The organism is Allomuricauda sp. R78024, assembly GCF_044596045.1.
Taxonomy (GTDB): Bacteria; Bacteroidota; Bacteroidia; order Flavobacteriales; family Flavobacteriaceae; genus Flagellimonas.
In genome coordinates, this window is record NZ_CP138995.1 from 1,363,633 (window position 1) to 1,385,353 (window position 21,721).

Sequence of the window (21,721 nt, forward strand, 5' to 3'; positions counted from 1 at the left end):
TTATTTGGTCTTTTTTTTCAGGAGTCGAATGCACAATTGGGTTTTTGCGGTGGTAATTATGGCGATGCGATTTTTACGGAAACCTTTGGCACGGGAACCCAAAATGGTCCTCCACTACCTCCTGGCACTACCACTTATCCCTATGTGGACGGCGCGCCAGCCGACGGAGAGTATACGATTTCGAGTCGAACCAATTATTACCAAGGAGTGTGGTTCGATACCACGGACCATACAGGCGACACCAATGGAAAATTACTTATAGTAAATGCCAAGCCATACGCCTAGGAAATTTTTTCGACGTACAGTTAGCGGGCTTTGTGAAAACACCTCTTATGAATTTTCCTCATGGATAATGAATCTGGTGTCGAGCACAAGTATTGGCTGTGGGCTACAAGGAGGCATCCCGGTGAATTTAAAGTTTGAAGCATGGGACAATACAAACACACGGTTATTGGCGACCGGTGATACCGGTGATATTTTTGACAAAGCTTCTCCTACTTGGGAACAATATGCCCTGGTATTCCAGACTTTGTCGGGTCAAACCTCGGTCATTTTAAAAATGTTGAACAACGGCGCCGGGGGATGTGGCAATGACGTTGGCATTGACGACATCGTATTCAAAAGTTGCGGTGATACTATTTTACTTACAGACAGCACCAACAGCACTTCCATTACGGTTTGCGAAAGTCAAGCACCGATAACAACGACTTTGACCGCCGACCCTGATTTTTCCGTTTACAGTACCCATGCCTATCAATGGCAGGAAAGTGCGGATGGAACAAATTGGAATGACCTTATCGGTGAAACCACTCCTATTTTCATAGCACCTCTCAACACCATTACTTTCTATAGGGTAAAGGTTGCCGAGGATGCCATTAATCTGGCAAATTCAAGTTGTAGTGTTTTTTCGAATGTTTTTCATGTAACTATTGTTGGTATTCCAGATGAGCCCATAAGCCAAGGTGATGTGGAACCATGTGTGGATAATCTCGGGGGCGTTCAGGTTTCGGTTCCAAACGATGTCCTGGTCAATTGGTATGATGCACCTACTGGAGGCAACCTATTGGCAGAGGATTCTGCGCTATACTCCACAACAATTTCAGGCACTTATTATGCGGAGGCAGTGAGCAAAACAACAAATTGTATTTCCAACACACGAACCGCAGTTTCAATTGTTTATTTTGATTTGCCTGTGTTGGAAGGCGAAAGTTTGGCTTTCTGCTAAGGACAATCAATTTCGCTATCAGCAGCAGATCTGACCAATGCTTCCTATTTGTGGAACACGAAAGAGACCACCAAAGAAATAATCGTGGTGTCCCCAGGTACGTATTCCGTTATCGTTACAACTGAAAATGGTTGTTCTGCCACCAAAACGATTCAACTTTCACAAATTGATAATCCGGTTATAGACAGAGCAGTGTCGGATCACTGGGATTTGACCATTTTAACGCTCAATTCTGGAGATTTTGAATATTCCCTCGATGGCCTTATTTATCAGGGAACACCGTTCTTTGAAAACCTACGGGGTGGAGCCTATAACGCTTTTGTAATGGAGAAAAGCGGTTGCGGTGTGGCAGACTTAACCACCCTTTTGTATATCACTGTTATTCAGTATTTTATTTCACTTTTTCAAAATATGCACACCTGATTGTACACTAAAACCAAAAAAAGAACTTTGAAGATATAATTTGCTCTTCTTTGATGTCATAAAGGTACAATTTATGTAAATATTAATGAACTTCATTTACAAGTATCCAATGTCATTTGTTCATAAATCTTCAAACTATATGCGAAAATAGGTCTTAAGGTGAAATTTAATAAAAAAGTGTTCCCTAAGAATGTTCATGAATCAACATTTAATCTAGAGACATAAGAATTATTTATATTGGTATTCCCTAATTGGTTTTTCTGTAAATCATTATTTTAAGTACTCTAGGAAACAAATACGCCGTATCTACGATGAAGGCCAAAAAAAAAGTATTATTTAGAATTGTTTAGGGCTAGCTAGCCTCTTTTTATTGAAAAGAGCATCATCACTTAAGCTGCATTTCCCGGAGGGAACCGGAGGAAGTTTTTGACGAAAAGCCCAAAAGCACATTCCTGTTGTCCCACCAATCCCCTTTTCAGTCCCCAACTCAACTGATTTCAACACTTTTTATCACATAGTTTCATATTAAAAATTGAGATTTACCCTAGGCAATCTTCTTAAATGGGATTGGTGTTCATGGGAGTGGCTGTGCCCAAGGTTGGCCCTTGAGTGCCTTTTCATTTTCAAGGTTAGTTTTTTCATTTGTTAGTGTTAGTACGACGACGGGGGCTTGGCTTACGGGGCTTAGCCAACAATGTCCCCGTTGTTATGAAAACGATTCTTAATAGAGTAATGAATAACAAATACAGTGATATGAAAGACCTTTTGATTATTTCTTCTGCTTTTTTGATTTCAATCTGTGCCTTTGGTCAGGAGGATGAACCCACGGATTCGGAAAAGAGGATCGAGAAGTTTTCCGTGGCCAAAAGAAACGAGATAAGTATCGACGTTATCTCGGCAATAGCCATTCCGGCCCTTAGTCCCAGGTATGAGTATATCTTGGGGCGATACTCTGGAATCGGCGTGGACCTGTTTGTCAACCTGGATGGGGATGATTATGGTTATACAGATTATGAAAAATACTCTTTGACACCTTACTACAGACAATATTTCTTTTCCAAAGAGGATTACGGGGCCAGAGGATTTTATGCGGAAGGATTCTTGAAGTTTTTCATTTTTGAAGAGTGGTTTTACGAAAGTATAAATGATTCTTTTACAACAAATGAAAGTTCTTTTTTTGATACCTCCATAGGCGCAGGAATTGGTTGGAAATGGATAAGTCAGAGCGGTTTTCTTATAGACTTAGGTGTGGGATTGGGAAGGAACCTTGGATTGCCGAGCGATGACTTTGTTGGTTGGGAGGTGCAACCAAGGGGCGGCTTGAATTTTGGATGGAGGTTTTAACTGGACGGCTGAACAACTCTTGAAATGGGAAGAGGTAGATACTTCAGATGGAAACGGTACAAACAAATCCGGAAAGAGAACCAAAGGCTGGAAGAAGAGAAGAAAAGCCTCATGGCGGATATCAGGATATTGGTCCAAGACAAATTTTCGTCCGATAAAGCATTCGTGAAATCAATATGGTGGAAACATTTTGAAAAAGATGAAGCCTTCAAAAAATTATGGGAAGAGACCCAGCCGAGAAAAGATCGCGGGAACGAATAGGCATTATGCGCAAGATAATGATTCTGTTAACAGTGGTAATGTTTGCCACTTCAAGCAAAAGCAATAACATGGAACACCATCGTTGTAAAGAACCGTCCATAGTGGGCACTTGGTTAGAGGCTTCAAGCTCAACCGAGGTGTTTACAAACAATGTTTCTGACGATACAATAACGGAAACCGTTGATGCCGGTAACTTCATTAGAATTACCTTCCATGCGGACGGAACATTCAGTGACCTTCAATCTTACTCTTATTCGGATAATAGAGATCTTGTTGTTCAAACATCGACCGATATCGGAACATATTCGATCAGTGGAAAGATACTTTCCGTTACCTATGACGGAAAGACCGATGCGGACACCATTGAATTTACTTTGAGCGGGACACAGCTTGTCATTGAGTATGTAGAGGAATTTACTGAAAATGGCGATCAAAAGAGATTGGTTACAACAGCTACCTATAACAGACAGTAATGGGCATATATTGGAGAAGTGGTACATGCATTGCCCTATTGCTTTGTTTTACGACGTCCCTTGCACGGTCCCAGACGGGCATGGTCAAGGTGACGGAAACCAAATCCAGGAACCGGATCGCTTTTTTTGCCGAGAACAGGACCTTTACAGACTATGATGTGCTATTTGAGGTAAAGGGCACCAATTTTAGACAGAGTGCCGCCAAACCCAAATGGATCAGGGTTCCCGCAGCATCAAAGGTCCACTTAAAGACCATTATTTTATTTCGGGACAAACGCCCGGTCTACACCAAAACACTAAAGACCAATGACAGTTTATCAAAACGAGCGTTGAAAAAGGAGTTCGAGGTATTGGACATCCCACCGCCCAAGGTCAGGCCAAAGAAGCAGATCACCATCTATACATCCAAGGGCTGTAGCGCCTGTGATAGCATTATGGGCCGGCTCAATGCCGGAAATTTCATTTTTAGAAGTGTTTCCCTAGATGAAAGCACCGAAGTAAAAGAACAGTTGGGCCAATTTTTGTCCAGATCGCCCCAAGAGATGGATTCCCTGTCCAGCCCCATAATCAGTTTGGGGGGCAGGCTCTACACTAAGATTACCACTTTCGACCGGATGATGGAGGAAATGGAAAGGGATTGAGGCCGTTTCGCGCCATGGCAACCCTACTAAAACAAAAAATATGGTGGAAGTATGGAAAAACAATGAGCTAATTACCTTTGGAGAACTATTAAAAGAAGATTCCAGAACATTTATTATCCATTCATCTTCAATTGTCTATGATAAAACAGAATATCATTATAAACGTAAAGTATAAATAAAGGATGAGAATTACTTCTGGAAATGATTGGTCGGATATTGTTTACGTGCTAACCGTACTGATTGGATCTGGGCTATTTATTTTTAAACCTTGGAGAAAAAAAACGAAAGAAGAAATCAAAGATTCTCAAAAAATAGTAAGTTATGGGTCTAAGTATGGGAGACGATGGTACGAAACCAAAGAGCAGAAAGATTTTGAGGCAAAATATTGGCTGTTTGGTATTCTTGTTTCCTTCCTTCTTGTAATTGTTCCGTGGATTTTGGAAAGCATAGGTTGGATTTAACTTTCATACAAAAGTTCAAATAAACGATGATTTTGCCTTCCTCATCTCTAATTACATCTTGAGCTGCTTTGTCAGGTTTTCGGTGAGAAGTATTGGACTCACCAATATTCAAACGTGCGGGACCAGACTCATCTGGAGCGGTTCCATATGACATCCCAGATGCCATGTAAGTTAATATTGCATATTTTTTCAAGTAATTGCTAATTGGTTATTTAGACTTTAGTCGTTAAAATGTGGTTTGAGTATATCATACATTTCATCATAATCTCCTTTTTGAAAAAAACGAATTGTATTTTCAATGATTTCTGGGAGTTCGCTTAGGTTATAGTGTTTAAATTCTAGTAATATAAATTCTTTTAAATCTAATGATAAGTAAGGTGAATCTCGGGCGTCATTTTGTATCTTTCTTATAAGGTCCTTAGTATCTGGACTTGCATACTTCATGTATGCCTTATCTCGGTATTTTTTAAAATCAATCATAATACTTTATTTTTACATACAAGGGTCTAAATGGGGTGACAAGGGCAATAAGCCCAAAAAAATGGCGGTGGGTTCGCCAAATCTATGATTTGGTGGATACCCTATTTTTTTTGGAGTTTGCACGCCCCATTGAATATTTGTAGTGGAAAAAAAAGTATTTGAAGCTAGAAACGTCCTTAAATCAAAAGGGACTTGATAAAGGATCCTCCCGGGAGCTCCCTTGGTTATAGCGTATGGATTGGGTTGACCGCTTGGTTCGTCCCCATGCCTTAGCGTTCCTGAAGGGATATGGGCAGAGAGAACGGACCCTTTAAGCTGTAAGGCCAACATCCTATTCAAGCATATGGTCCGTTGAAGGTTATTGGCAGGTTGGCTAAAAGGCCCAGTGACCACATAGGTGTGAAAAACGAAAAAGTCCTTGGGAGGCATGTAAATAGGCATTTAAAAATCCACAGATTTCTCTTTTTAACATTTTTCGTTGTTTTCAGAATCTCTTTGTTTATAGGGCCTGCGAAACAAGTTGGCCAAATATGCAGCTATGTGGTCACCAATCCAATATCAGAGAATCAAAGCTCTATTAAAAATTGTAATCATTAGGTTAAATAGGCATCTTTTTAAAGTAGGTTAATTTTTTTCGGAATAGGAGGAGAGTTAAAAAGTATTCTCCATTGAGTACTAATGTTTCTTTGTTATGGGTTTTATAACACGGATATCAGTTTTTGGCCTATAGGCAAGAGTTACTTCGTATTCGATTTCTGTATTAGAAGGAACTTCTATTTCAAAATTCGATTTTAGCATATGATACAAAATAACTTGCATCTCCATAAGTGCAAGATTCATTCCAATACACATTCTGGGACCTCTTCCAAATGGTATATAAGCATATTTATGAGGAAGTTCCTGATCAAAACGATCTGGGTCAAAAACATTCGGATTTTTCCAAAATTTTTTGTTACGATGAATCAGTTGTGAAACTATTAGAATTGTATCTCCTTTCTTAATGGGATAACCATTCATTTTCTCATTTTTAATCGCTTCCCTACCTTGCATAAAGGCAGGAGACCATAACCGTAAGCTTTCATTGATTACGTTATTGACATATTGAAGCTGACCGACGTGTTCAACTTTAATAGGGCCGCCTTTGGTGACACGATTATATTCTTCGACCACTTTTTTTCTAATAGCGTCATCTTTATATACATTTACTATCAATGAAAACAGGGCTGTTGCAGTAGTTTCATATCCCGCTGACATAAGAGTCACGAACTCATTATAAATCTGTTTTTTGGGGATCTCTCCACTTCTTTCGAGGAGGATAAACATGGTCATCAAATCATTTCCCGTAAGGTTTTCTTCCTTTTCTTTGCTTCTTATGACCTCAATTAGAAATTTTTTGAGTTTCGTAACTGATTTATTGAATTTTTGATTTTTTGCCGTTGGAAACCATAAAGGTGGCTGTATAGGGGATTTGACATGCCCCATTATTGTAACCATGCCATAAAAAAGATTTTCTTTAATGATAGCAGCACCACCTTCTACATTCTCTCCCAGTAAACATTTCGAGGTGATATCCAGCACAAGATCGCCCATCTCGGAACGAAGCCATAGCTCGGGCTTTGATGGCCAATCCTTGAACATCTTTTTTGCATGATTATCAATTATTGTAAAATAGGAGCGAACCATTTCTTTATGAAAATAGGGTTGCATCAAACGGCGCTCTTTCTTCCATTGTTCGCCTTCTAAAGCAAAAAGACCATCACCTATTACTTTTATGATCAGTTTGACAAGAGAAAACTGTTTATAATTACGATGATTTGTTTGTAATACATGTTGTATATAGTCTGGATGATTGATTGCTATAAATCTTTTATGCGCTATTCTGAATTGAAAAATATCACCATAGGTTTCTGCACATTTTTTCAAAAACCTATCTGGATCTTTGGAGAAAGATTTCATGTTACCAAATAACCAGCTATCGGGCTTGACTTTGGGAATCTTTTTGGGTGTCATATCATTATAAATTATTAAATTTTTCACATGTTATCTCCTATAGTAAGTATTTCTTACAAAGCTCCAAATTATAGCGGGGAGAAAGAATATGAAAGGTCGTAGAGCTAAAGCACACAAAGAGTAGAACTTCGATATATAGATCATATGTTTTTTTGTCCAATTCCGAAGAGGTGGATATATCTTGTAGCAGATTTATAAGTTTAGAGAAAGAATCTCGTGCAATATCAATGGACATATCAATTCCGGCGGACAATTGTTCTTCCTTGGACTTATCCGGATATTCTTGCTTACCGAGAAATACGACTGGATTGTCAACTAGATGTTCTGAATCGCTAAGAATGGAAAATACATCATTTATCAAACAACAATATTCCGCTGCAGACCGCACTGAAGATTTTGTCATCTCCGACTTTAGAAAATCGGTTATCCGTGAGTGGTCACCAATACTACGTTCTTGACCAAGAATATGCATATGATTTACAATGACCCATTGAAACCCTGATGAAAGAACCCGGGTATTCATATATTCCTCAAGAACAGGTGAATCATTTGAATGTGTATACTTTTCTATTTCACCATGGAAGTATACGATCTGTCGTCGATATTCATCAAATACAATTTTAAGGGTTTCGGATGTAAGTACCTTATATCCTTCTATATAACAAAGATCAAATAGAATGCAAAATTCATAGAACACTTTTTGGATCTGTTTGTTTTCCGTAATATTGGAAACGTCCGGAGGTGTTCTGACCTCGTGTACATTTTTATCTTCAATTCCATCAAAATGAATTAAAACTTGATCCACAATTCCAAGAATTGATTTCCCATTAACGTACAGTTCACGCACATCATCAAACAACATATCAAGGAGCCATATCGATGCTGTTGCCAACACCAAATATGTATGTGCCTTTGAAAACTCGCCAATACGTTTCCCATTGCTGGCATCTTGGGGTTTAATACCATGGGGATAAGTATAGAAACAGTACAATAGACCAAGATCGGTAGCTTTTTGGGAAAACTTACCTAGGTCATATTGTTTCAACAGATTATGAACATATTCTGTTCTTTGTTTTTGGTACCCGCAATTTGATTTTGGGGAAAGCTCGGACTTCTTACCAATACCAATCCATTTTGATAACCAATCGTCACATAGATACATAGCTTTAAGGACTTCTTTCCATTGGTCATCATCATATGTTATATGAGGACCGAACACTTCATGAAAACTATCAGATAATACTTGATATCCAAGATTCGTATTTACATCCATAATAGTAGGGCTTTTCCTATAAAATTACTTGTCCTGGATATGCTAAACCATGGACAATTTCCCATTTAACATGGATGATGGCATTTTTTGGGTAATTTTTAAAAAGGCCTAAAGGCTTCCCTGTTTTTGAAGGCCTATAATTGGGTTTACCTTTCCGCTTCGCTCCAAGGTAAACATATCAGGGCTCTGGACATTGGGAATGGTATTTGGAGGGTATTTTATAGAAACGTATTTTTAGGCTACTTCGATGAACATGTGTTTAGAAAGAAAGAACAATCAGTAAGGTTAGAAACCAACTTAGTGTAAACTATGATCTATAACTTTTGTAAACAATGTATATTAACGAACATTATAAATGAACCTCTGCCCTCTTTGCAATACAAACATAGCGGACAAAAAAAATTCGCATATCATACCCAAATTTTTGGGCAAACCGCTATTTCGAGATATAAAGCCACGTCACACGTTTCAAGTGGACAAAAGTGGAAAACCTAGAAAAATACAAGACATCCCGAAACAGGACTTTTTGATATGTTCTGAATGTGAAAAGCAAATAGAAATTTTAGAAACTTACTTTGCGAGAAAATTAAAATCTATAAATGACTATTCAAATAGAAAGGACAAGTTTGAAATTTCTAAAATTGGTCCAAACGAAATATTAAACTGTATTGATTTAAACCCGTTATTATTCAAATTATTCTACTTTTCAATTATTTGGCGACTTTCAATGACGTCAAACCCACTTTTCAAGAATTTCAAATTACCTACCGAAGTAGAATCGGAAATTGGTTTTTTCTTAAAAACTAATCTCTATCCGACTCATAAAGAATTGTTGGAAAATTTAAATTCAATTGAGCAATATCCGAAGTATCATCTAATGGCGTATAAACCTAAAGATGGTCCAAAAAAATTTACCGGAATCCTAACTGCGTTTCAAATGTCTGACGACCATTATGGAATTTTCACTAGCGATATGATTTTGTTTTTTTATTTAAACGAGAATAAAATGGACTTCCAATCTAGGTTGATTTCAAATAAAGAGAATGGAATGGTAAAATTCGTTCTTGCGGATTCAGTTCAATGGAGAAATATTAGTTCAGCAGTTGTTAATCACCGTCTATTAAATAACAGCGGCTAACAAAACTTCCTATGAAAAGCCCTAGTCCAGTTCTCTAAAGTTCAAATAACGCTAATTGAACTTGCGTGTTTTAATCCCACGTTTTATTATACTCTTTACAGTATCCGCTTTTTGCAAAGAGTTTTTGTTTACTTCAAAACACCTCTTCCAAATTATTGATGCCAGAAAATTGATATTTTGAGAATTTTTCCATTTTTTGCTGCAAATAATTACCTGTTTACTGGGGGTTTGAGCGTTTTTGCTGTAAATCACCATATTTCATGTTTTTGACCAATCTCTGAAACCCCTTATAAACAGGGGCTTGACGCAGTAAATGGGATACGTAACGTCGCTTTAGCGTGTTGCCCTCTTGCTTCTCCATTTTCCCGCTGGTCAAAATTCCGAGCCACCTGATTGAAACAATCAGATGCTTTTTTTAGGAATTTACATTCCGCCCTATTCTATATATTGATGTGTACGGTCTATCTGGAAAGTCAAATCAAAAATTGGTATTGGACCATGTTCAACAAAAAGAAGACGGGGACTGCTATTCCAAATCCCCGCCGCTTTTATTAAACTAACTCAATAAATCAAAAAAGCTTTTACCCTTAAAACCAATGGGTAATTTAACCCTACGTTATCACTCCATTGACTATTGATGAACACTAGTTGACAACAAAGATTGATTTTTATTATGGGATTGGACGATAAAATGTGCCCATATCGATTAAAACCGGGACGAACAAGTCGTCAAAGGGGATTGCTTAATTCCTAATTATCCCAAAAAACTTTGCAATATCCCAATATTTCCTTCCTATGTCCCATTTTTAAATAATACCAGCACTTATTGTATGATAATTTCTGTAAAGAATCGATTTTTAATGCCCAACAAGTGAGAGTTGATTTTTTTTTTGAGTTAGTGGTTAGTATTAACGACGGACTTTGGTATTAAAATCTCCGTCGTTATTTTAAAATTATAGGACTGCTGGCATTCATTCTTGTACAAAACCATGCACAATTAAAATGATACCTAATTAAACGATAACATGAATTCAAAAGAACCAACATCAGACTTTTTCTATAAGGTTACATATTCAGTTACCTTATTTCTTCTTGGTATAATAATACTTAGTGCTTCTTTCTATTTTAACCAAGGTTTCATTCATGCAATTACACCAGGGGCATTAATTGGAGCAAATATTAAATATGTTCTTTCATTATTAAAATCTAAATAAACGATGATCCAAAATGTAATAAAATCACCTGAGAGTAGCGATATTGCAGATTTAATAGAAATACTTGCTATTTGGACATGTGGAATAATCCTGTTAGTGATAATAATTCGAACCATATATTTCACTTACAAAAACGATGAGTAATAATTTCGACACCCAGGTTCAAAGGAATTTGATGGGAAAGCAGTTGGAAAAGGAGGATAAGGTATTAGAAGCCAAGGCTCTTTACGAAGCAAACATCTCTGAGAGTTTTGAAGGTAGCTTTCCTTATCGAAGATTGGCAATTTTATATCGTAAAAAAAAGATGTTGTCTGACGAAGTACGAGTTTTACGGAAAGCCATCTCTGTTTTTAATTCATTAGTTTCATTAGGTAGAAGTGATATTGAACCAAAATTGAAAGAATTCAAAGAAGAGTTAAAAAAAGCAGAAGATAAAATATCAAAGTTCAAATAAAAGATTATTATTTTACGTGCTCTAGGAAACAAATACACCGCATCTACGATGAAGACCAAAAAGAAAAGTATTGTTTAGAATTGTTAAGGCCTATCCATACTCTTTTTATTGAAAAAGGCATCACTACTTAAGCTGTATTTCCCAAGGGGAACCTAAGGTAGTTTTTGGCGTAATATTTTTATTATCGGTAAAAAGTTCAAAAGTAGATTTTCACCATCCCCCAAATCTTCTTTTTCGTCCCCAAATTTACTGACTTCAACACTTTTTGTAATACGGTTTCATGTTAAAAATTAAAATTTCCCAGAGTCAATCTTCTTAGAAAGGGATTGGTTTTCATGGGAATGACTGTGTCAATAGTTGACCCTCGAGGGCCTTTTTCATTTTTCAGGTTGGTTTTTATACATGAGGTTCAGACGACGACGGAGACTTAATTTGCTATATCCTCGCCCTTATGAAAACTTCCCTTGACCGGAGGAAAGGTGAATCTTAAGGCAAAAGGCATTGATAGGTCATATATTGACAAGGGAGCATCTGGTGCAAAAATGGATAGAGATAAATACATTAACGAGAGAGAGCCAACCGGGAAAAGATTGTGGGAAACAATCACATGAATCATTCAATTTATATGCCATGGCTTTTACACCGCCAAATTATCGAACACTTTACTGGGCAATGCAACAGCAACAGCAACAGCCATTGCCCACAAGTTTAAAACCCTCACCAATTTTAGATATTGAGATTAATATAATTAACTATAAATTTTAAAAAAAAATGAACAGATCAGGGAAAATGAAAGCAATAATTCCTTTGGCAGTAGTAGTATTTACGACAACATTATCTACTTCATGCAATAGCGAAGAGTATGTTCCGCCCATAGTAGGCACCTGGTTACAGGCTTCAAGCTCAACAGAGGAGTTTACAAACAATGTTTCGGACGGTATAACAACAGAAACCATTGATGCCGATAATTTCATTAGAATTACCTTCAATGCAGATGGAACATTTAGTGACTTTCAATCTTACTCTTATACCGATAATGGAGATGTTATCGTTGAAACATCGACCGATACTGGAACATACTCGACTTTTGGGAATCTGCTTTCTATCTATGACGGTGATACTGAAACAGCTGAATTTACTCTGATATTAAAGATTGTGGAGAGCAATCGACATTTCATGCGTACTGCCCTGGCTTTTGGCCTATTTCTATTATCGGTCCCTTTCTTACAAGGACAAACGTTTTACGCATTGCAAATTGACCGGAACATCCGTTTGAAACCAAGGAGATCACTGCCAAGTATCAACCGTATTTGGTAATGGCCCCCCAATCAAGCCTTGGAGTTCCAATCCACCGTTGCCCGATTCTTGGTCAAAAAACGTGCTGTTGAACGGGACGATAGTTTATCCCCAAAAGCCAAATACCAGTTGTTAAGGCGCGTATCAAGTCTAGAAACCTCGGTAATGGCAGATGTTCTGGAATCATATCGCTGGCAAGAGTATATGAGGGTCAAACCCCAGATTCAACCTATACCGATACCTCTTGATCTTAGGACCAATGACAGTTTACCAAAACGGGCACGGAAAAAGGAATCCGAGGTATTGGACATCCCGTCCTCCAAGGTCAGGCCAAAGAAAAAGAAGCAGATTACCATCTATACATCCAAGGGCTGTGATGCCTGCGATAGCATTATAGGCCAGCTCAATACCGGAAATTTCATCTTTATAAATGTTTCCCTGGATGAAACGCCCGAAGTAAAAGAACAATTGGGCCAAATTTTGTCCAGATCGACCCAAGAAATGAATTCCTTGTCCAGTCCCATAATCAGTTTGGGGGGCAGGCTCTACACCGGGATCACCACTTTCGACCGGATGATGGAGGAAATGGAAAAGGATTAAGGTTTAAATAAACGATGCATAACACATATTTAGACAATGTATGTTAGAAAAATTCTAAAAAACTAAAATACAAGATGGAAATTGGTTTGACGGCGAGTAAGATTATGCATGTAATTGTGGAGGCTTTGACCGTTGAGGAAGTTGAAGCAATTTTGGTGCAAAAACAATCAAGCGTGGCTGCAAGGTATAAACTCACTGAAGAAGAGAAATTGAAGAATTACTACAGGGCACTTCTGCTCAAGCAATCTTTTTCTATACAATAGCGCATCTATTGGAAGGCATAAGATTTTAAACTTCGACCCAAACAACCCTGTACCCAATTAAAACCACTCTTTGTGAAACAATGTGCAATGGAACAAAAACATTAAATATCAAGTGTCAGTAATCCGCTGTAATCCTCAGGAAGTTCTGCATCGATATCCTTCAAATAAGACTTTAATGCGTCCAAGGTAGAATGACCTGTTATGAGCATTAATCTGTCACATGTTTCTGTATAGGCATATTCCTTCCGGAACTTTCTAAAGAGCAGTGTAATAAAAGTGTGCCTAAATGAATAGATAGTGTACTCACCGCCCAGTTGAAGTGTTTCTCCCTTTTCAACAAGGTGTTTATTGTATTTTTCCTTTAATTTTTTGAACCTATCGGTGAAATATCCACGCCTATAGGTCTCTTTCGTATCCCAGGGACCCACACCGTTGGGGGTGAACAAAAAGTTATTTTGTATTGAAAAGTCCAGGTGTTTTATTTCCTTGATTACGATATCGGGTATGATCTTGGTTTTTAGGAGCTTGTTCTTTGCCTTGAAATATATCTGTTTGTGTGTTAAGGAAACGTCCTTTACCTTTAAACGACAGACCTCTATAGGGCGCAAGAAATTGTAAGAGACAAATTTGATGAACAATAATAACAACGGGTCATTTTCTTTCATGTATTCGAACAGGCCCTCCAATACTTCCAAGGGGTATGTTTGATATCTGATGGAATTGGTATCACTTACCTTTATGTCCTCGACAAAGTTTTTTGGAATAATTTCATTGTGTTCTAGCTCACCGAACAGGGAACTCAGAACAATTCTTGTATTGTTTCTGTTCCGGGCGCTGGAAGCTTTGGCGATTTCGTTCAGATATTCATTTACGGTCTGTTTGCTGATACCAAGAATACTTTTTTTAAGTAGGTTCTTTGTCCCAAGGTATTTTTTGAATCGGTTGAGCCTACTGCGGTAATCGGGGATCGATGTTTCGGATAGGCCAGCTACTTTAAGTGAATATGCATAGTCGAGTGCTGCCTCCGATGTATATTCCATGGATTTGGAACCAAGATTCAACCTTTCCTGATATGGAGAGCAGCCCTCTTTAAGCATTTCCGACAAAACTTCCTTTACGACTCCAAATTGTTGCAACCTTTCGGCTTTGGTTTTGTAGTACCTGTTGATACTCATGGTAATATTTGGTTGTCTGACCATGAGCGGGTTTCCATGTTTGTCCTTTAAGGTGGGATGTTCATATTTGTAATACAGGTACCATCTAGCCTTGAGGTTAAAGGTCGGACCACCATGGTATAGTACAGGTTCTGTGTATTTCCTTTTCAAAATTGATTTTTGTGCGTTTCTGTGTGCGGTCTGTAAGATATTAAAAAAAGAACCCATTGACAAAGGTTTTAGTTGCCTGACTGTCAATGGGTTCAAAAGTAGCGGGACCTGGACTCGAACCAGGGACCTTCGGGTTATGAGCCCGACGAGCTACCTACTGCTCTACCCCGCGATGTGGACGGCAAAGATACAACGGTTTTTCACTTATTTCCAAATTAAAACCAATATTCACTAAAACGTTTGACGCAAGTCCAGCTTAAAATCCATAAATTCGAGTTTTTACTCTATGGAAGGTTTTAATGATTTTTTGTCCGCAATGCTGCCCTACACAGAGTGGGCTATGCTTGTTCTCTTAATTGGTGGTGGATTATTCCTCGTTTTTCAATCTAAATTTTTACCATATCGCTATTTCGGTCACGCTATAGCAATAACAGCTGGTAAACATGATAAAGAAGGGGCAAAGGGAGATGTGAGTCATCTTCAAGCGCTATCCGCCGCGGTGGCCGCAACCGTTGGTCTTGGGAATATTTCTGGGGTGGCGATAGCCATTTACATGGGAGGTCCAGGAGTTGTTTTCTGGATATGGATAACGGCGCTTATAGGAATGTGTATAAAGTTTTATTCCTGTAGTCTTTCCATAATGTTTAGAGGAACGGATTCAGAAGGCAAGCTTCAGGGAGGACCAATGTTCTATATTACACAAGGCATGGGTAAAAAAGCAAAGCCTTTGGCAACTTTTTTCTGCGTTGCAGGTCTCTTTGGGTTTTTAGGAGTGTTTACAGCAAATCAGTTTACACAAACCTTTATGAATGTGGTAAAGCCAAATGAAAATTTGGCCTTATTGGGAGATTTTAATTGGAAACTGATTATAGGGATTACCCTTGCCATTATAACATCATTTGTCATTTTTGGGGGACTCAAAAAAATAGCTAAAGTAGCTTCAACGATTGTTCCTTTTATGGTGCTTGTATATTTTACGGCAGTAGTGGTCGTTATGGCAACCAATGCAAGCGAAGTATGGCCTTCTCTAAAACTAATCGTTACAGAAGCCTTTAATTTTGATACCATGGCTAAAGGAGGCTTCTGGGGACTGGTTATTCTTGGAGTTCGTCGAGCAATGTTTTCAAATGAGGCCGGGTTGGGTAGTGCGCCAATGTATCATGGTCAGTCCAAAACAGATGAGCCGGTTCAAGAAGGATTGGTTGCTATGTTGGGTCCTTTTATTGATACAATTATTGTCTGCACCTTAACAGCAATAGTTATTATTCTAAGCGGAGCTTATTTAGAGGCAGAAAGCAATGGAATATTGATGACACTGATTGCCTTTAAAAAAACATTGTTTGGTTATGGTGATGTTTTATTGATGATTATTGTTTCAGCATTTGCGCTATCCACATTATTCACCTATTCATATTATGGCGTAAAGTGTCTTTCTTTTTTGACCAATGCCAAAATTGGAAAATACTACAACTGGTATTTTGTGGTTACTATTGTTTTTGCTGCAGTAGCCTCAGTAGATTTGGTCATTAATTTGATAGATTTGGCCTATGCACTCATGGTTATTCCAAATATGATAGCGGTGCTTTATCTATCTCCTAAAGTTAATTTAGCAGCCAAAAAGTATTTTTCAAAAATGAAGTATGAAAAAGCATAAATCGGGTTTTGTAAATATTATAGGTAATCCAAATGTGGGCAAGTCCACTTTGATGAATGCTTTTGTTGGTGAAAAACTTTCTATTATAACGTCCAAAGCGCAAACTACAAGACATCGAATTTTAGGTATTGTCAATGGGGATGATTTTCAAGTAATTCTTTCAGATACCCCTGGAATCATAAAACCGGCATACGAATTACAAAGTTCCATGATGAATTTTGTAAAATCAGCATTTGAAGATGCAGATGTTCTACTGTATATGGTTGAGATTGGAGAAAAAGCATTGAAAGATGAAGCTTTCTTTACTAAAATCACCAATAGTAAAATTCCTGTATTACTGCTATTGAATAAAATAGACACTTCTGAACAACAGGTATTGGAAGAACAAATACAATATTGGCAAGGGTTACTTCCCAAAGCGGAACTACATGCAATTTCGGCATTGGAAAATTTTAATGTAAAGGAAGTTTTTGAACGTATTTTGGAGTTATTGCCCGAAGCCCCACCGTATTATCCTAAAGATCAGTTAACAGATAAGCCAGAACGGTTTTTTGTGAACGAGACTATCCGAGAGAAAATATTGATGCACTACAAAAAAGAAATTCCATATGCTGTAGAGATAGAAACGGAAGAATTTTTTGAGGACCCAGATATTATTAGGATTCGATCGGTGATTATGGTTGAACGGGATACGCAAAAAGGCATAATTATAGGCCATAAAGGAAGTGCCCTTAAAAGAGTTGGGGTAGAATCACGAAAAGACTTGGAAAAATTCTTTGATAAGCAGGTTCATATTGAACTCTATGTTAAGGTAAATAAAAATTGGCGTAGCAATTCACGCCAACTTAAACGTTTTGGTTACAATAACTAAAACATAAGATAGTCTATGTTTCATAATTGAGTTCAGTGAAAGGAAGAAGGCATTAGTCTGCGCCTTTCCCATTATTTTTAAAATCTGAAATTATCTCCCTAAGATAATCCTTAAGCTGGCTCATCTGACTCCTACCTTTAACCTTTCCCATTCTTCCAAAAGCGTATAGCGCAAACCATATTAAAACCAAAAAAAACATTCCGGTAAGCCAATAAGTTACATCATGCCCAAGGGAATAGTTGGAGTATGCAAAAACCCCCAGAATAATGAAAAGTGTACCTATACCAAAATGCAGGAACATAAAAAATGTCCAAAGTGTAGGATTAGGACCAAAGACGCCATGAATTTTACTTATCCCTTTCTCAAATGAGGTAAGTTCTAAGTGAAGTTGTGGCGACCAAAACGTAGTATCCGTTTTTTTAAACCGTATGTAGATATGCTCGTCCAGCCGTTTTATCAGGAATGGATCTTTGGAGCTTTTGTCAAAAACTAACTTTAATTGTTCAATATCTTCTTTTAAAGAAACTTCAAAACGCGGACGCAAAACAATTTCATTGGCGAAATCACTCATAACTAATTGAAATTGATTAAAAAAGGTATCATTTTTTCTTCATAAATAGTGGTATTTTTGCAAAAATTTAATGCAGATGAGTGCTATTGTGGCCATTGTTGGAAGACCAAATGTTGGAAAATCTACTTTTTTTAACCGATTGATTCAACGTCGAGAGGCTATCGTGGATGCCGTTAGTGGTGTTACGCGTGATCGTCATTACGGAAAAAGTGATTGGAATGGGAAGGAATTTTCAGTAATAGATACTGGTGGGTATGTACTTGGAAGCGATGATGTCTTTGAAAAAGAGATTGATAGACAAGTAGAACTTGCCATAGATGAAGCAGACGCCATTGTTTTTATGGTTGATGTGGAATCTGGTGTAACTGGCATGGATCAGGATGTATCCAAATTACTTAGAAGAGTGAATAAACCTGTTTTTCTAGCGATAAACAAAGTGGACAATGCCCAAAGGGAGGCAGATGCAGTAGAATTCTACTCATTGGGCCTGGAAAATTACTATACTTTATCAAGTATTAATGGCAGCGGAACAGGGGAGTTGTTGGATGCGTTGGTTAAGGAACTGCCTGAAATTGAAGAAGAAGAAAGTGAATTGCCAAGATTTGCAGTCGTGGGAAGGCCCAATGCTGGAAAATCATCTTTTATCAATGCACTTATAGGGGAAGATCGCTATATAGTTACAGATATTGCAGGAACTACTCGGGACAGTATAGATACCAAATACAATAGATTCGGGTTTGAATTTAATTTGGTTGATACCGCAGGAATCCGAAGAAAAGCCAAGGTAAAAGAAGATTTGGAATTTTATTCCGTAATGCGATCTGTAAGAGCAATAGAACATTGTGACGTCTGCATATTGCTTCTTGATGCTACCCGAGGATTTGATGGGCAAGTACAGAACATCTTTTGGTTGGCGCAACGCAACAATAAAGGGATAGTTATATTAGTGAATAAGTGGGACTTGGTTGAAAAGGAAACCAATTCTGTAAAGGAATACGAGGCAAAAATTAAAAAAGCAATGGAGCCTTTTACCGATGTGCCAATTCTCTTCATTTCAGTATTGACTAAGCAAAGAATCTTTAAAGCAATTGAAACGGCTGTCGATGTTTACAAAAACCGTTCAAAAAAGGTAGTGACCAGAAAACTGAATGATATCATGTTGCCTATTATTGAACATACGCCACCACCAGCTTACAAAGGCAAATATGTGAAAATCAAGTTCTGTACCCAATTGCCCACGCCGTACCCACAATTTGCTTTTTTCTGTAATCTGCCGCAGTATGTGCGAGATCCCTACAAACGTTTTTTGGAAAACAAACTGCGGGAAAACTTTGATTTTAGTGGAGTGCCCGTTACCATTTTCTTGAGAAAGAAATAGAAACCTAGTTCTCCGAAGCCCGTTTTACCGATACTTTTTGCTGAATGCGATTGCCTTGATCGTCAACTACGGTCAATAAATATAACCCAGATTTAGCTTGGTAAATGAGTTCATGAAAGCTTTCAGTGGTTCCAATATAGGTTTCATCCAAGTACCAATAGACCATGCTATCTGCTCGTTGGTGCGCCAGCTTGAATATGATTTCAGTTTTACTATTACCTAAGTCTTTTGGTAACAGAACCTCTTCATTTTTCTTTGGATAGATAAACTCCATCAATTGTGATTCTGCAACGGAACAGCCCTGTAAATAAACGGGCAAGGTTTTATAATTTGGATTTGAAGTGGAGTAATAATATTCAATTACAGGAGGAAGGGTAAACCAATTTTTGGCTACCATATCTTCTAATGGATAACACTCAGAATTTACTCTAAACGTTTCTGAAGCATCTAAAAAAACTTGTCGATGATATGGGCATTGTTTGCTTTTAGTGCCATTTATAGGTAGCAACTCCTTTCTTACGTTATTGCAAAAAGCGGAAGCTAGATGCCCACTTTGGGAACAGATTTCCAGTTCAATTAAATCATCAAACGGTTGCTGAAACCAACCACTATTGGGTAATGCATCCAGGATATCAAAAAGAATGGGTGCCGCGGCAGTAATTCCTGTTAATCCAGGTCTTCCTTCACCGTCTGCATTTCCTGCCCAAACACCAATGGCATATTTTGGGGTTACCCCAACGGCCCAAGCATCCTTAAAACCAAAACTAGTTCCCGTTTTCCATGCAATACGTTTTGAAGAATCAAAAAATTGCCAATTTTCGTCACCTTCCGGTCTATTGACTTCTTGTAGTGATTTAATAGTATGGTAAAGCGCACCAGCGTTTAAAACCGGCGCTTCAAACTGTTGCTCACCAAAATCAATTTCACTGTTGAGAAGGTAATTGGGCTCTGCAAATTCATTGGTACGATAGGTGCTGGAATTGGATTCAAAATAGTTTAAAGTTGAAGCGGCGGAGGCATAGGTTTTGGTAAGATCCCATAGTGAGCTTTCAGCTCCCCCCAAAATCAAGGCCAAACCATAGTGTCCAGCTGGTTTGTCCACGGACTTTAAATTCATTTTATGAAGTTTGTTGTAAAGCTTTTGAAGTCCATATTGTCGCAATAACCGAACTGCGGGCACATTTAATGAACGGGAAAGAGCTCTACTGGCTGGTACAACGCCAGAATGCTTTTTATTGAAGTTTTTTGGATTGTAACCATTGATTACAGTTGGAATGTCTTTTACCAAAGTATTTGGCAATAATTGGCCTTCATGCATGAGTGAAGCAAAAAGGAAAGGCTTCAACGTGCTGCCTGTACTTCGATTTTTAGTAATAACATCTACATAGTTACCATGAGTTTTTCCAGAAGGGGAATTGCCCACATAACTTAAAACCTTCCGGGTTTCCACATCCAATATTAAAATGGCAAGGTTATGGATTTCGTTACTTTTTAATCGCTGGTAATGGCGTTCTGCCACAATATTTGCTTGATATTGTAAATGCCTGTCAATAGAAGTTTGTATTCGTTTGCCCTGGTGCTCTTTTTTAATGCGCTCCGTAAGATGAGGCGTTATATTGGGAAGAGCAATGGGTTTTTGTGGTAAAGGTTCGGAAATGGCCAGTTCATAGGTAGTTTCATCGATATGATTTTCTTCCCATAATTTTTTAAGGAGGCGATTGCGTTTCTTTAAGAGCAATTGTTCGTTTCTACCTGGAAAAATAAGCGATGGTGCATTGGGCAAGACGGCTAGGGTAGCTGATTGCCCCCAACTTAATTCTTGTGCGGGAATTCCAAAATAACGCCATGAAGCGGTTTCTAAACCCACTACATTGCCGCCATAAGGTGTATGTGTGGCATAGAGTTTTAAAATGTCGTCTTTGGAATAGCGTAACTCCAACCGAGTGGCCATGAAGATTTCAATGCATTTTTCAAAATAAGTACGCCTCTTATTTTTTCTGCTCATACGAATGACCTGTTGGGTTATCGTACTTCCTCCTCTGCGTGTATCCTTGGTAAGATTGTGTTTTATGGCATTAAAAATAGAGATTGGATTAAAACCGGGATGCTTATAAAAATATTCGTCTTCAAACAAGAGAACGCTTTGTTTAAAACGCTCCGGAATGGAATCCATTTCGGGAAAACGCCACTGTCCATCATGAGCAATTCGAGCACCAATCAATACATTATCAGAACTGGTCACCACGGTTGAGGTGGGGTCCTTAAAAAGCTGTTTGGGTAAGCAGAAAAACCAAAACAAGAAAAGTGTAAGAACAACCAAAAGTTTAATTCGGTGCTTCAACACAATTCTCTTTAAAGCCAATAAA

The 21,721-nt window shown here is 38.1% G+C and carries 23 protein-coding genes and 1 tRNA gene; 15 read left to right on the forward strand and 9 right to left on the reverse strand.

Translation table 11 applies throughout. The features are described from left to right. Positions 1-36 precede the first annotated feature (36 nt). From SJY44_RS06015 to SJY44_RS06045, 7 genes are all read left to right on the forward strand, one after another. On the forward strand, positions 37-285 hold the full coding sequence (locus SJY44_RS06015; RefSeq protein ID WP_396591677.1) for a hypothetical protein: 249 nt from the start codon (positions 37-39) through the stop codon (positions 283-285). 67 nt (positions 286-352) lie between these two features. Continuing rightward, positions 353-1,225, forward strand: coding sequence for a hypothetical protein (locus tag SJY44_RS06020; protein ID WP_396591678.1), 873 nt, complete (start codon positions 353-355; stop codon positions 1,223-1,225). A gap of 48 nt (positions 1,226-1,273) precedes the next feature. After that, positions 1,274-1,648, forward strand: coding sequence for a hypothetical protein (locus SJY44_RS06025; RefSeq protein WP_396591679.1), 375 nt, complete (start codon positions 1,274-1,276; stop codon positions 1,646-1,648). A gap of 708 nt (positions 1,649-2,356) precedes the next feature. Continuing rightward, a complete protein-coding gene (locus SJY44_RS06030; protein WP_396591680.1) occupies positions 2,357-2,992 on the forward strand; it encodes a hypothetical protein in 636 nt (211 codons plus the stop codon). 218 nt (positions 2,993-3,210) lie between these two features. Then, complete coding sequence (locus tag SJY44_RS06035; protein WP_396591681.1) at positions 3,211-3,726, forward strand: lipocalin family protein; 516 nt, start codon at positions 3,211-3,213, stop codon at positions 3,724-3,726. Positions 3,727-3,806: 80 nt separating this feature from the next. Continuing rightward, positions 3,807-4,367, forward strand: coding sequence for a hypothetical protein (locus tag SJY44_RS06040; RefSeq protein ID WP_396591682.1), 561 nt, complete (start codon positions 3,807-3,809; stop codon positions 4,365-4,367). Between the two features lie 40 nt (positions 4,368-4,407). Continuing rightward, positions 4,408-4,542 carry a hypothetical protein gene (locus SJY44_RS06045; protein ID WP_396591683.1) on the forward strand — a complete coding sequence of 45 codons (135 nt, stop codon included), beginning with the start codon at positions 4,408-4,410 and terminating at the stop codon, positions 4,540-4,542. 152 nt (positions 4,543-4,694) lie between these two features. Here SJY44_RS06045 and SJY44_RS06050 read toward each other — a convergent pair whose 3' ends face one another. The 5 genes from SJY44_RS06050 to SJY44_RS06070 form a co-directional block, all read right to left on the reverse strand. Next, positions 4,695-5,021, reverse strand: a complete 327-nt coding sequence (locus tag SJY44_RS06050) for a hypothetical protein (protein WP_396591684.1) — start codon at positions 5,019-5,021, stop codon at positions 4,695-4,697. A 26-nt stretch (positions 5,022-5,047) separates the two neighbouring features. Continuing rightward, the gene (locus SJY44_RS06055; RefSeq protein WP_396591685.1) at positions 5,048-5,272 is read right to left on the reverse strand and encodes a hypothetical protein; all 225 of its coding nucleotides are present in this window, start codon (positions 5,270-5,272) and stop codon (positions 5,048-5,050) included. Between the two features lie 48 nt (positions 5,273-5,320). After that, on the reverse strand, positions 5,321-5,737 hold the full coding sequence (locus SJY44_RS06060) for a hypothetical protein (protein ID WP_396591686.1): 417 nt from the start codon (positions 5,735-5,737) through the stop codon (positions 5,321-5,323). 246 nt (positions 5,738-5,983) lie between these two features. Next, positions 5,984-7,345, reverse strand: a complete 1,362-nt coding sequence (locus tag SJY44_RS06065) for a cytochrome P450 (protein WP_396591687.1) — start codon at positions 7,343-7,345, stop codon at positions 5,984-5,986. A gap of 10 nt (positions 7,346-7,355) precedes the next feature. Next, on the reverse strand, positions 7,356-8,591 hold the full coding sequence (locus SJY44_RS06070; RefSeq protein ID WP_396591688.1) for a terpene synthase family protein: 1,236 nt from the start codon (positions 8,589-8,591) through the stop codon (positions 7,356-7,358). Between the two features lie 424 nt (positions 8,592-9,015). On the opposite strand from SJY44_RS06070, the gene SJY44_RS06075 reads away from it, so the two are divergent. From SJY44_RS06075 to SJY44_RS06095, 5 genes are all read left to right on the forward strand, one after another. Beyond that, complete coding sequence (locus SJY44_RS06075; RefSeq protein ID WP_396591689.1) at positions 9,016-9,729, forward strand: hypothetical protein; 714 nt, start codon at positions 9,016-9,018, stop codon at positions 9,727-9,729. A 1,350-nt stretch (positions 9,730-11,079) separates the two neighbouring features. Beyond that, on the forward strand, positions 11,080-11,397 hold the full coding sequence (locus tag SJY44_RS06080) for a hypothetical protein (protein ID WP_396591690.1): 318 nt from the start codon (positions 11,080-11,082) through the stop codon (positions 11,395-11,397). 771 nt (positions 11,398-12,168) lie between these two features. Next, positions 12,169-12,714 (forward strand): lipocalin family protein, encoded by a 546-nt coding sequence (locus tag SJY44_RS06085; protein WP_396591691.1) that lies wholly within the window; start codon positions 12,169-12,171, stop codon positions 12,712-12,714. An 18-nt stretch (positions 12,715-12,732) separates the two neighbouring features. Then, a complete protein-coding gene (locus SJY44_RS06090) occupies positions 12,733-13,293 on the forward strand; it encodes a hypothetical protein (protein ID WP_396591692.1) in 561 nt (186 codons plus the stop codon). A 74-nt stretch (positions 13,294-13,367) separates the two neighbouring features. After that, on the forward strand, positions 13,368-13,556 hold the full coding sequence (locus SJY44_RS06095; protein WP_396591693.1) for a hypothetical protein: 189 nt from the start codon (positions 13,368-13,370) through the stop codon (positions 13,554-13,556). Positions 13,557-13,657: 101 nt separating this feature from the next. On the opposite strand, the gene SJY44_RS06100 is transcribed toward SJY44_RS06095, so the two are convergent. After that, positions 13,658-14,938 (reverse strand): tyrosine-type recombinase/integrase, encoded by a 1,281-nt coding sequence (locus SJY44_RS06100; protein WP_396591694.1) that lies wholly within the window; start codon positions 14,936-14,938, stop codon positions 13,658-13,660. Positions 14,939-14,980: 42 nt separating this feature from the next. Next, positions 14,981-15,053: transfer RNA gene (locus SJY44_RS06105), tRNA-Met, on the reverse strand. 114 nt (positions 15,054-15,167) lie between these two features. Here SJY44_RS06105 and SJY44_RS06110 point away from each other — a divergent pair. Then, a complete protein-coding gene (locus SJY44_RS06110; protein ID WP_396591695.1) occupies positions 15,168-16,535 on the forward strand; it encodes an alanine/glycine:cation symporter family protein in 1,368 nt (455 codons plus the stop codon). Beyond that, positions 16,522-17,406, forward strand: a complete 885-nt coding sequence (era, locus tag SJY44_RS06115) for a GTPase Era (RefSeq protein ID WP_396591696.1) — start codon at positions 16,522-16,524, stop codon at positions 17,404-17,406. The genes SJY44_RS06110 and era overlap by 14 nt, the downstream gene beginning before the upstream one ends. Before the next feature lie 52 nt (positions 17,407-17,458). On the opposite strand, the gene SJY44_RS06120 is transcribed toward era, so the two are convergent. Then, positions 17,459-17,977 carry a GTP-binding protein gene (locus SJY44_RS06120; protein ID WP_396591697.1) on the reverse strand — a complete coding sequence of 173 codons (519 nt, stop codon included), beginning with the start codon at positions 17,975-17,977 and terminating at the stop codon, positions 17,459-17,461. A 76-nt stretch (positions 17,978-18,053) separates the two neighbouring features. On the opposite strand from SJY44_RS06120, the gene der reads away from it, so the two are divergent. Beyond that, entirely contained in the window at positions 18,054-19,355 is a 1,302-nt protein-coding gene (der, locus tag SJY44_RS06125; protein ID WP_298924664.1) for a ribosome biogenesis GTPase Der, read from the forward strand. Positions 19,356-19,359: 4 nt separating this feature from the next. Here the strand turns inward: der and pbpC are convergent, their stop codons facing one another. Beyond that, a complete protein-coding gene (gene pbpC / locus SJY44_RS06130; RefSeq protein WP_396592122.1) occupies positions 19,360-21,699 on the reverse strand; it encodes a penicillin-binding protein 1C in 2,340 nt (779 codons plus the stop codon). Positions 21,700-21,721 lie beyond the last annotated feature (22 nt).

Bases quoted from the DNA above. Each gene is read 5' to 3' on its own strand.
- SJY44_RS06080 (WP_396591690.1), top strand. From the start codon at position 11,080: ATGAGTAATAATTTCGACACCCAGGTTCAAAGGAATTTGATGGGAAAG.
- SJY44_RS06045 (WP_396591683.1), top strand. From the start codon at position 4,408: ATGGTGGAAGTATGGAAAAACAATGAGCTAATTACCTTTGGAGAACTA.
- SJY44_RS06110 (WP_396591695.1), top strand. From the start codon at position 15,168: ATGGAAGGTTTTAATGATTTTTTGTCCGCAATGCTGCCCTACACAGAG.
- SJY44_RS06070 (WP_396591688.1), bottom strand. From the start codon at position 8,591: ATGGATGTAAATACGAATCTTGGATATCAAGTATTATCTGATAGTTTT.
- SJY44_RS06040 (WP_396591682.1), top strand. From the start codon at position 3,807: ATGGTCAAGGTGACGGAAACCAAATCCAGGAACCGGATCGCTTTTTTT.
- SJY44_RS06100 (WP_396591694.1), bottom strand. From the start codon at position 14,938: ATGGGTTCTTTTTTTAATATCTTACAGACCGCACACAGAAACGCACAA.
- SJY44_RS06055 (WP_396591685.1), bottom strand. From the start codon at position 5,272: ATGAAGTATGCAAGTCCAGATACTAAGGACCTTATAAGAAAGATACAA.
- SJY44_RS06035 (WP_396591681.1), top strand. From the start codon at position 3,211: ATGGGAAGAGACCCAGCCGAGAAAAGATCGCGGGAACGAATAGGCATT.
- SJY44_RS06085 (WP_396591691.1), top strand. From the start codon at position 12,169: ATGAACAGATCAGGGAAAATGAAAGCAATAATTCCTTTGGCAGTAGTA.
- SJY44_RS06020 (WP_396591678.1), top strand. From the start codon at position 353: ATGAATCTGGTGTCGAGCACAAGTATTGGCTGTGGGCTACAAGGAGGC.
- SJY44_RS06095 (WP_396591693.1), top strand. From the start codon at position 13,368: ATGGAAATTGGTTTGACGGCGAGTAAGATTATGCATGTAATTGTGGAG.
- der (WP_298924664.1), top strand. From the start codon at position 18,054: ATGAGTGCTATTGTGGCCATTGTTGGAAGACCAAATGTTGGAAAATCT.
- SJY44_RS06060 (WP_396591686.1), bottom strand. From the start codon at position 5,737: ATGCCTCCCAAGGACTTTTTCGTTTTTCACACCTATGTGGTCACTGGG.
- era (WP_396591696.1), top strand. From the start codon at position 16,522: ATGAAAAAGCATAAATCGGGTTTTGTAAATATTATAGGTAATCCAAAT.
- SJY44_RS06120 (WP_396591697.1), bottom strand. From the start codon at position 17,977: ATGAGTGATTTCGCCAATGAAATTGTTTTGCGTCCGCGTTTTGAAGTT.
- SJY44_RS06030 (WP_396591680.1), top strand. From the start codon at position 2,357: ATGAAAACGATTCTTAATAGAGTAATGAATAACAAATACAGTGATATG.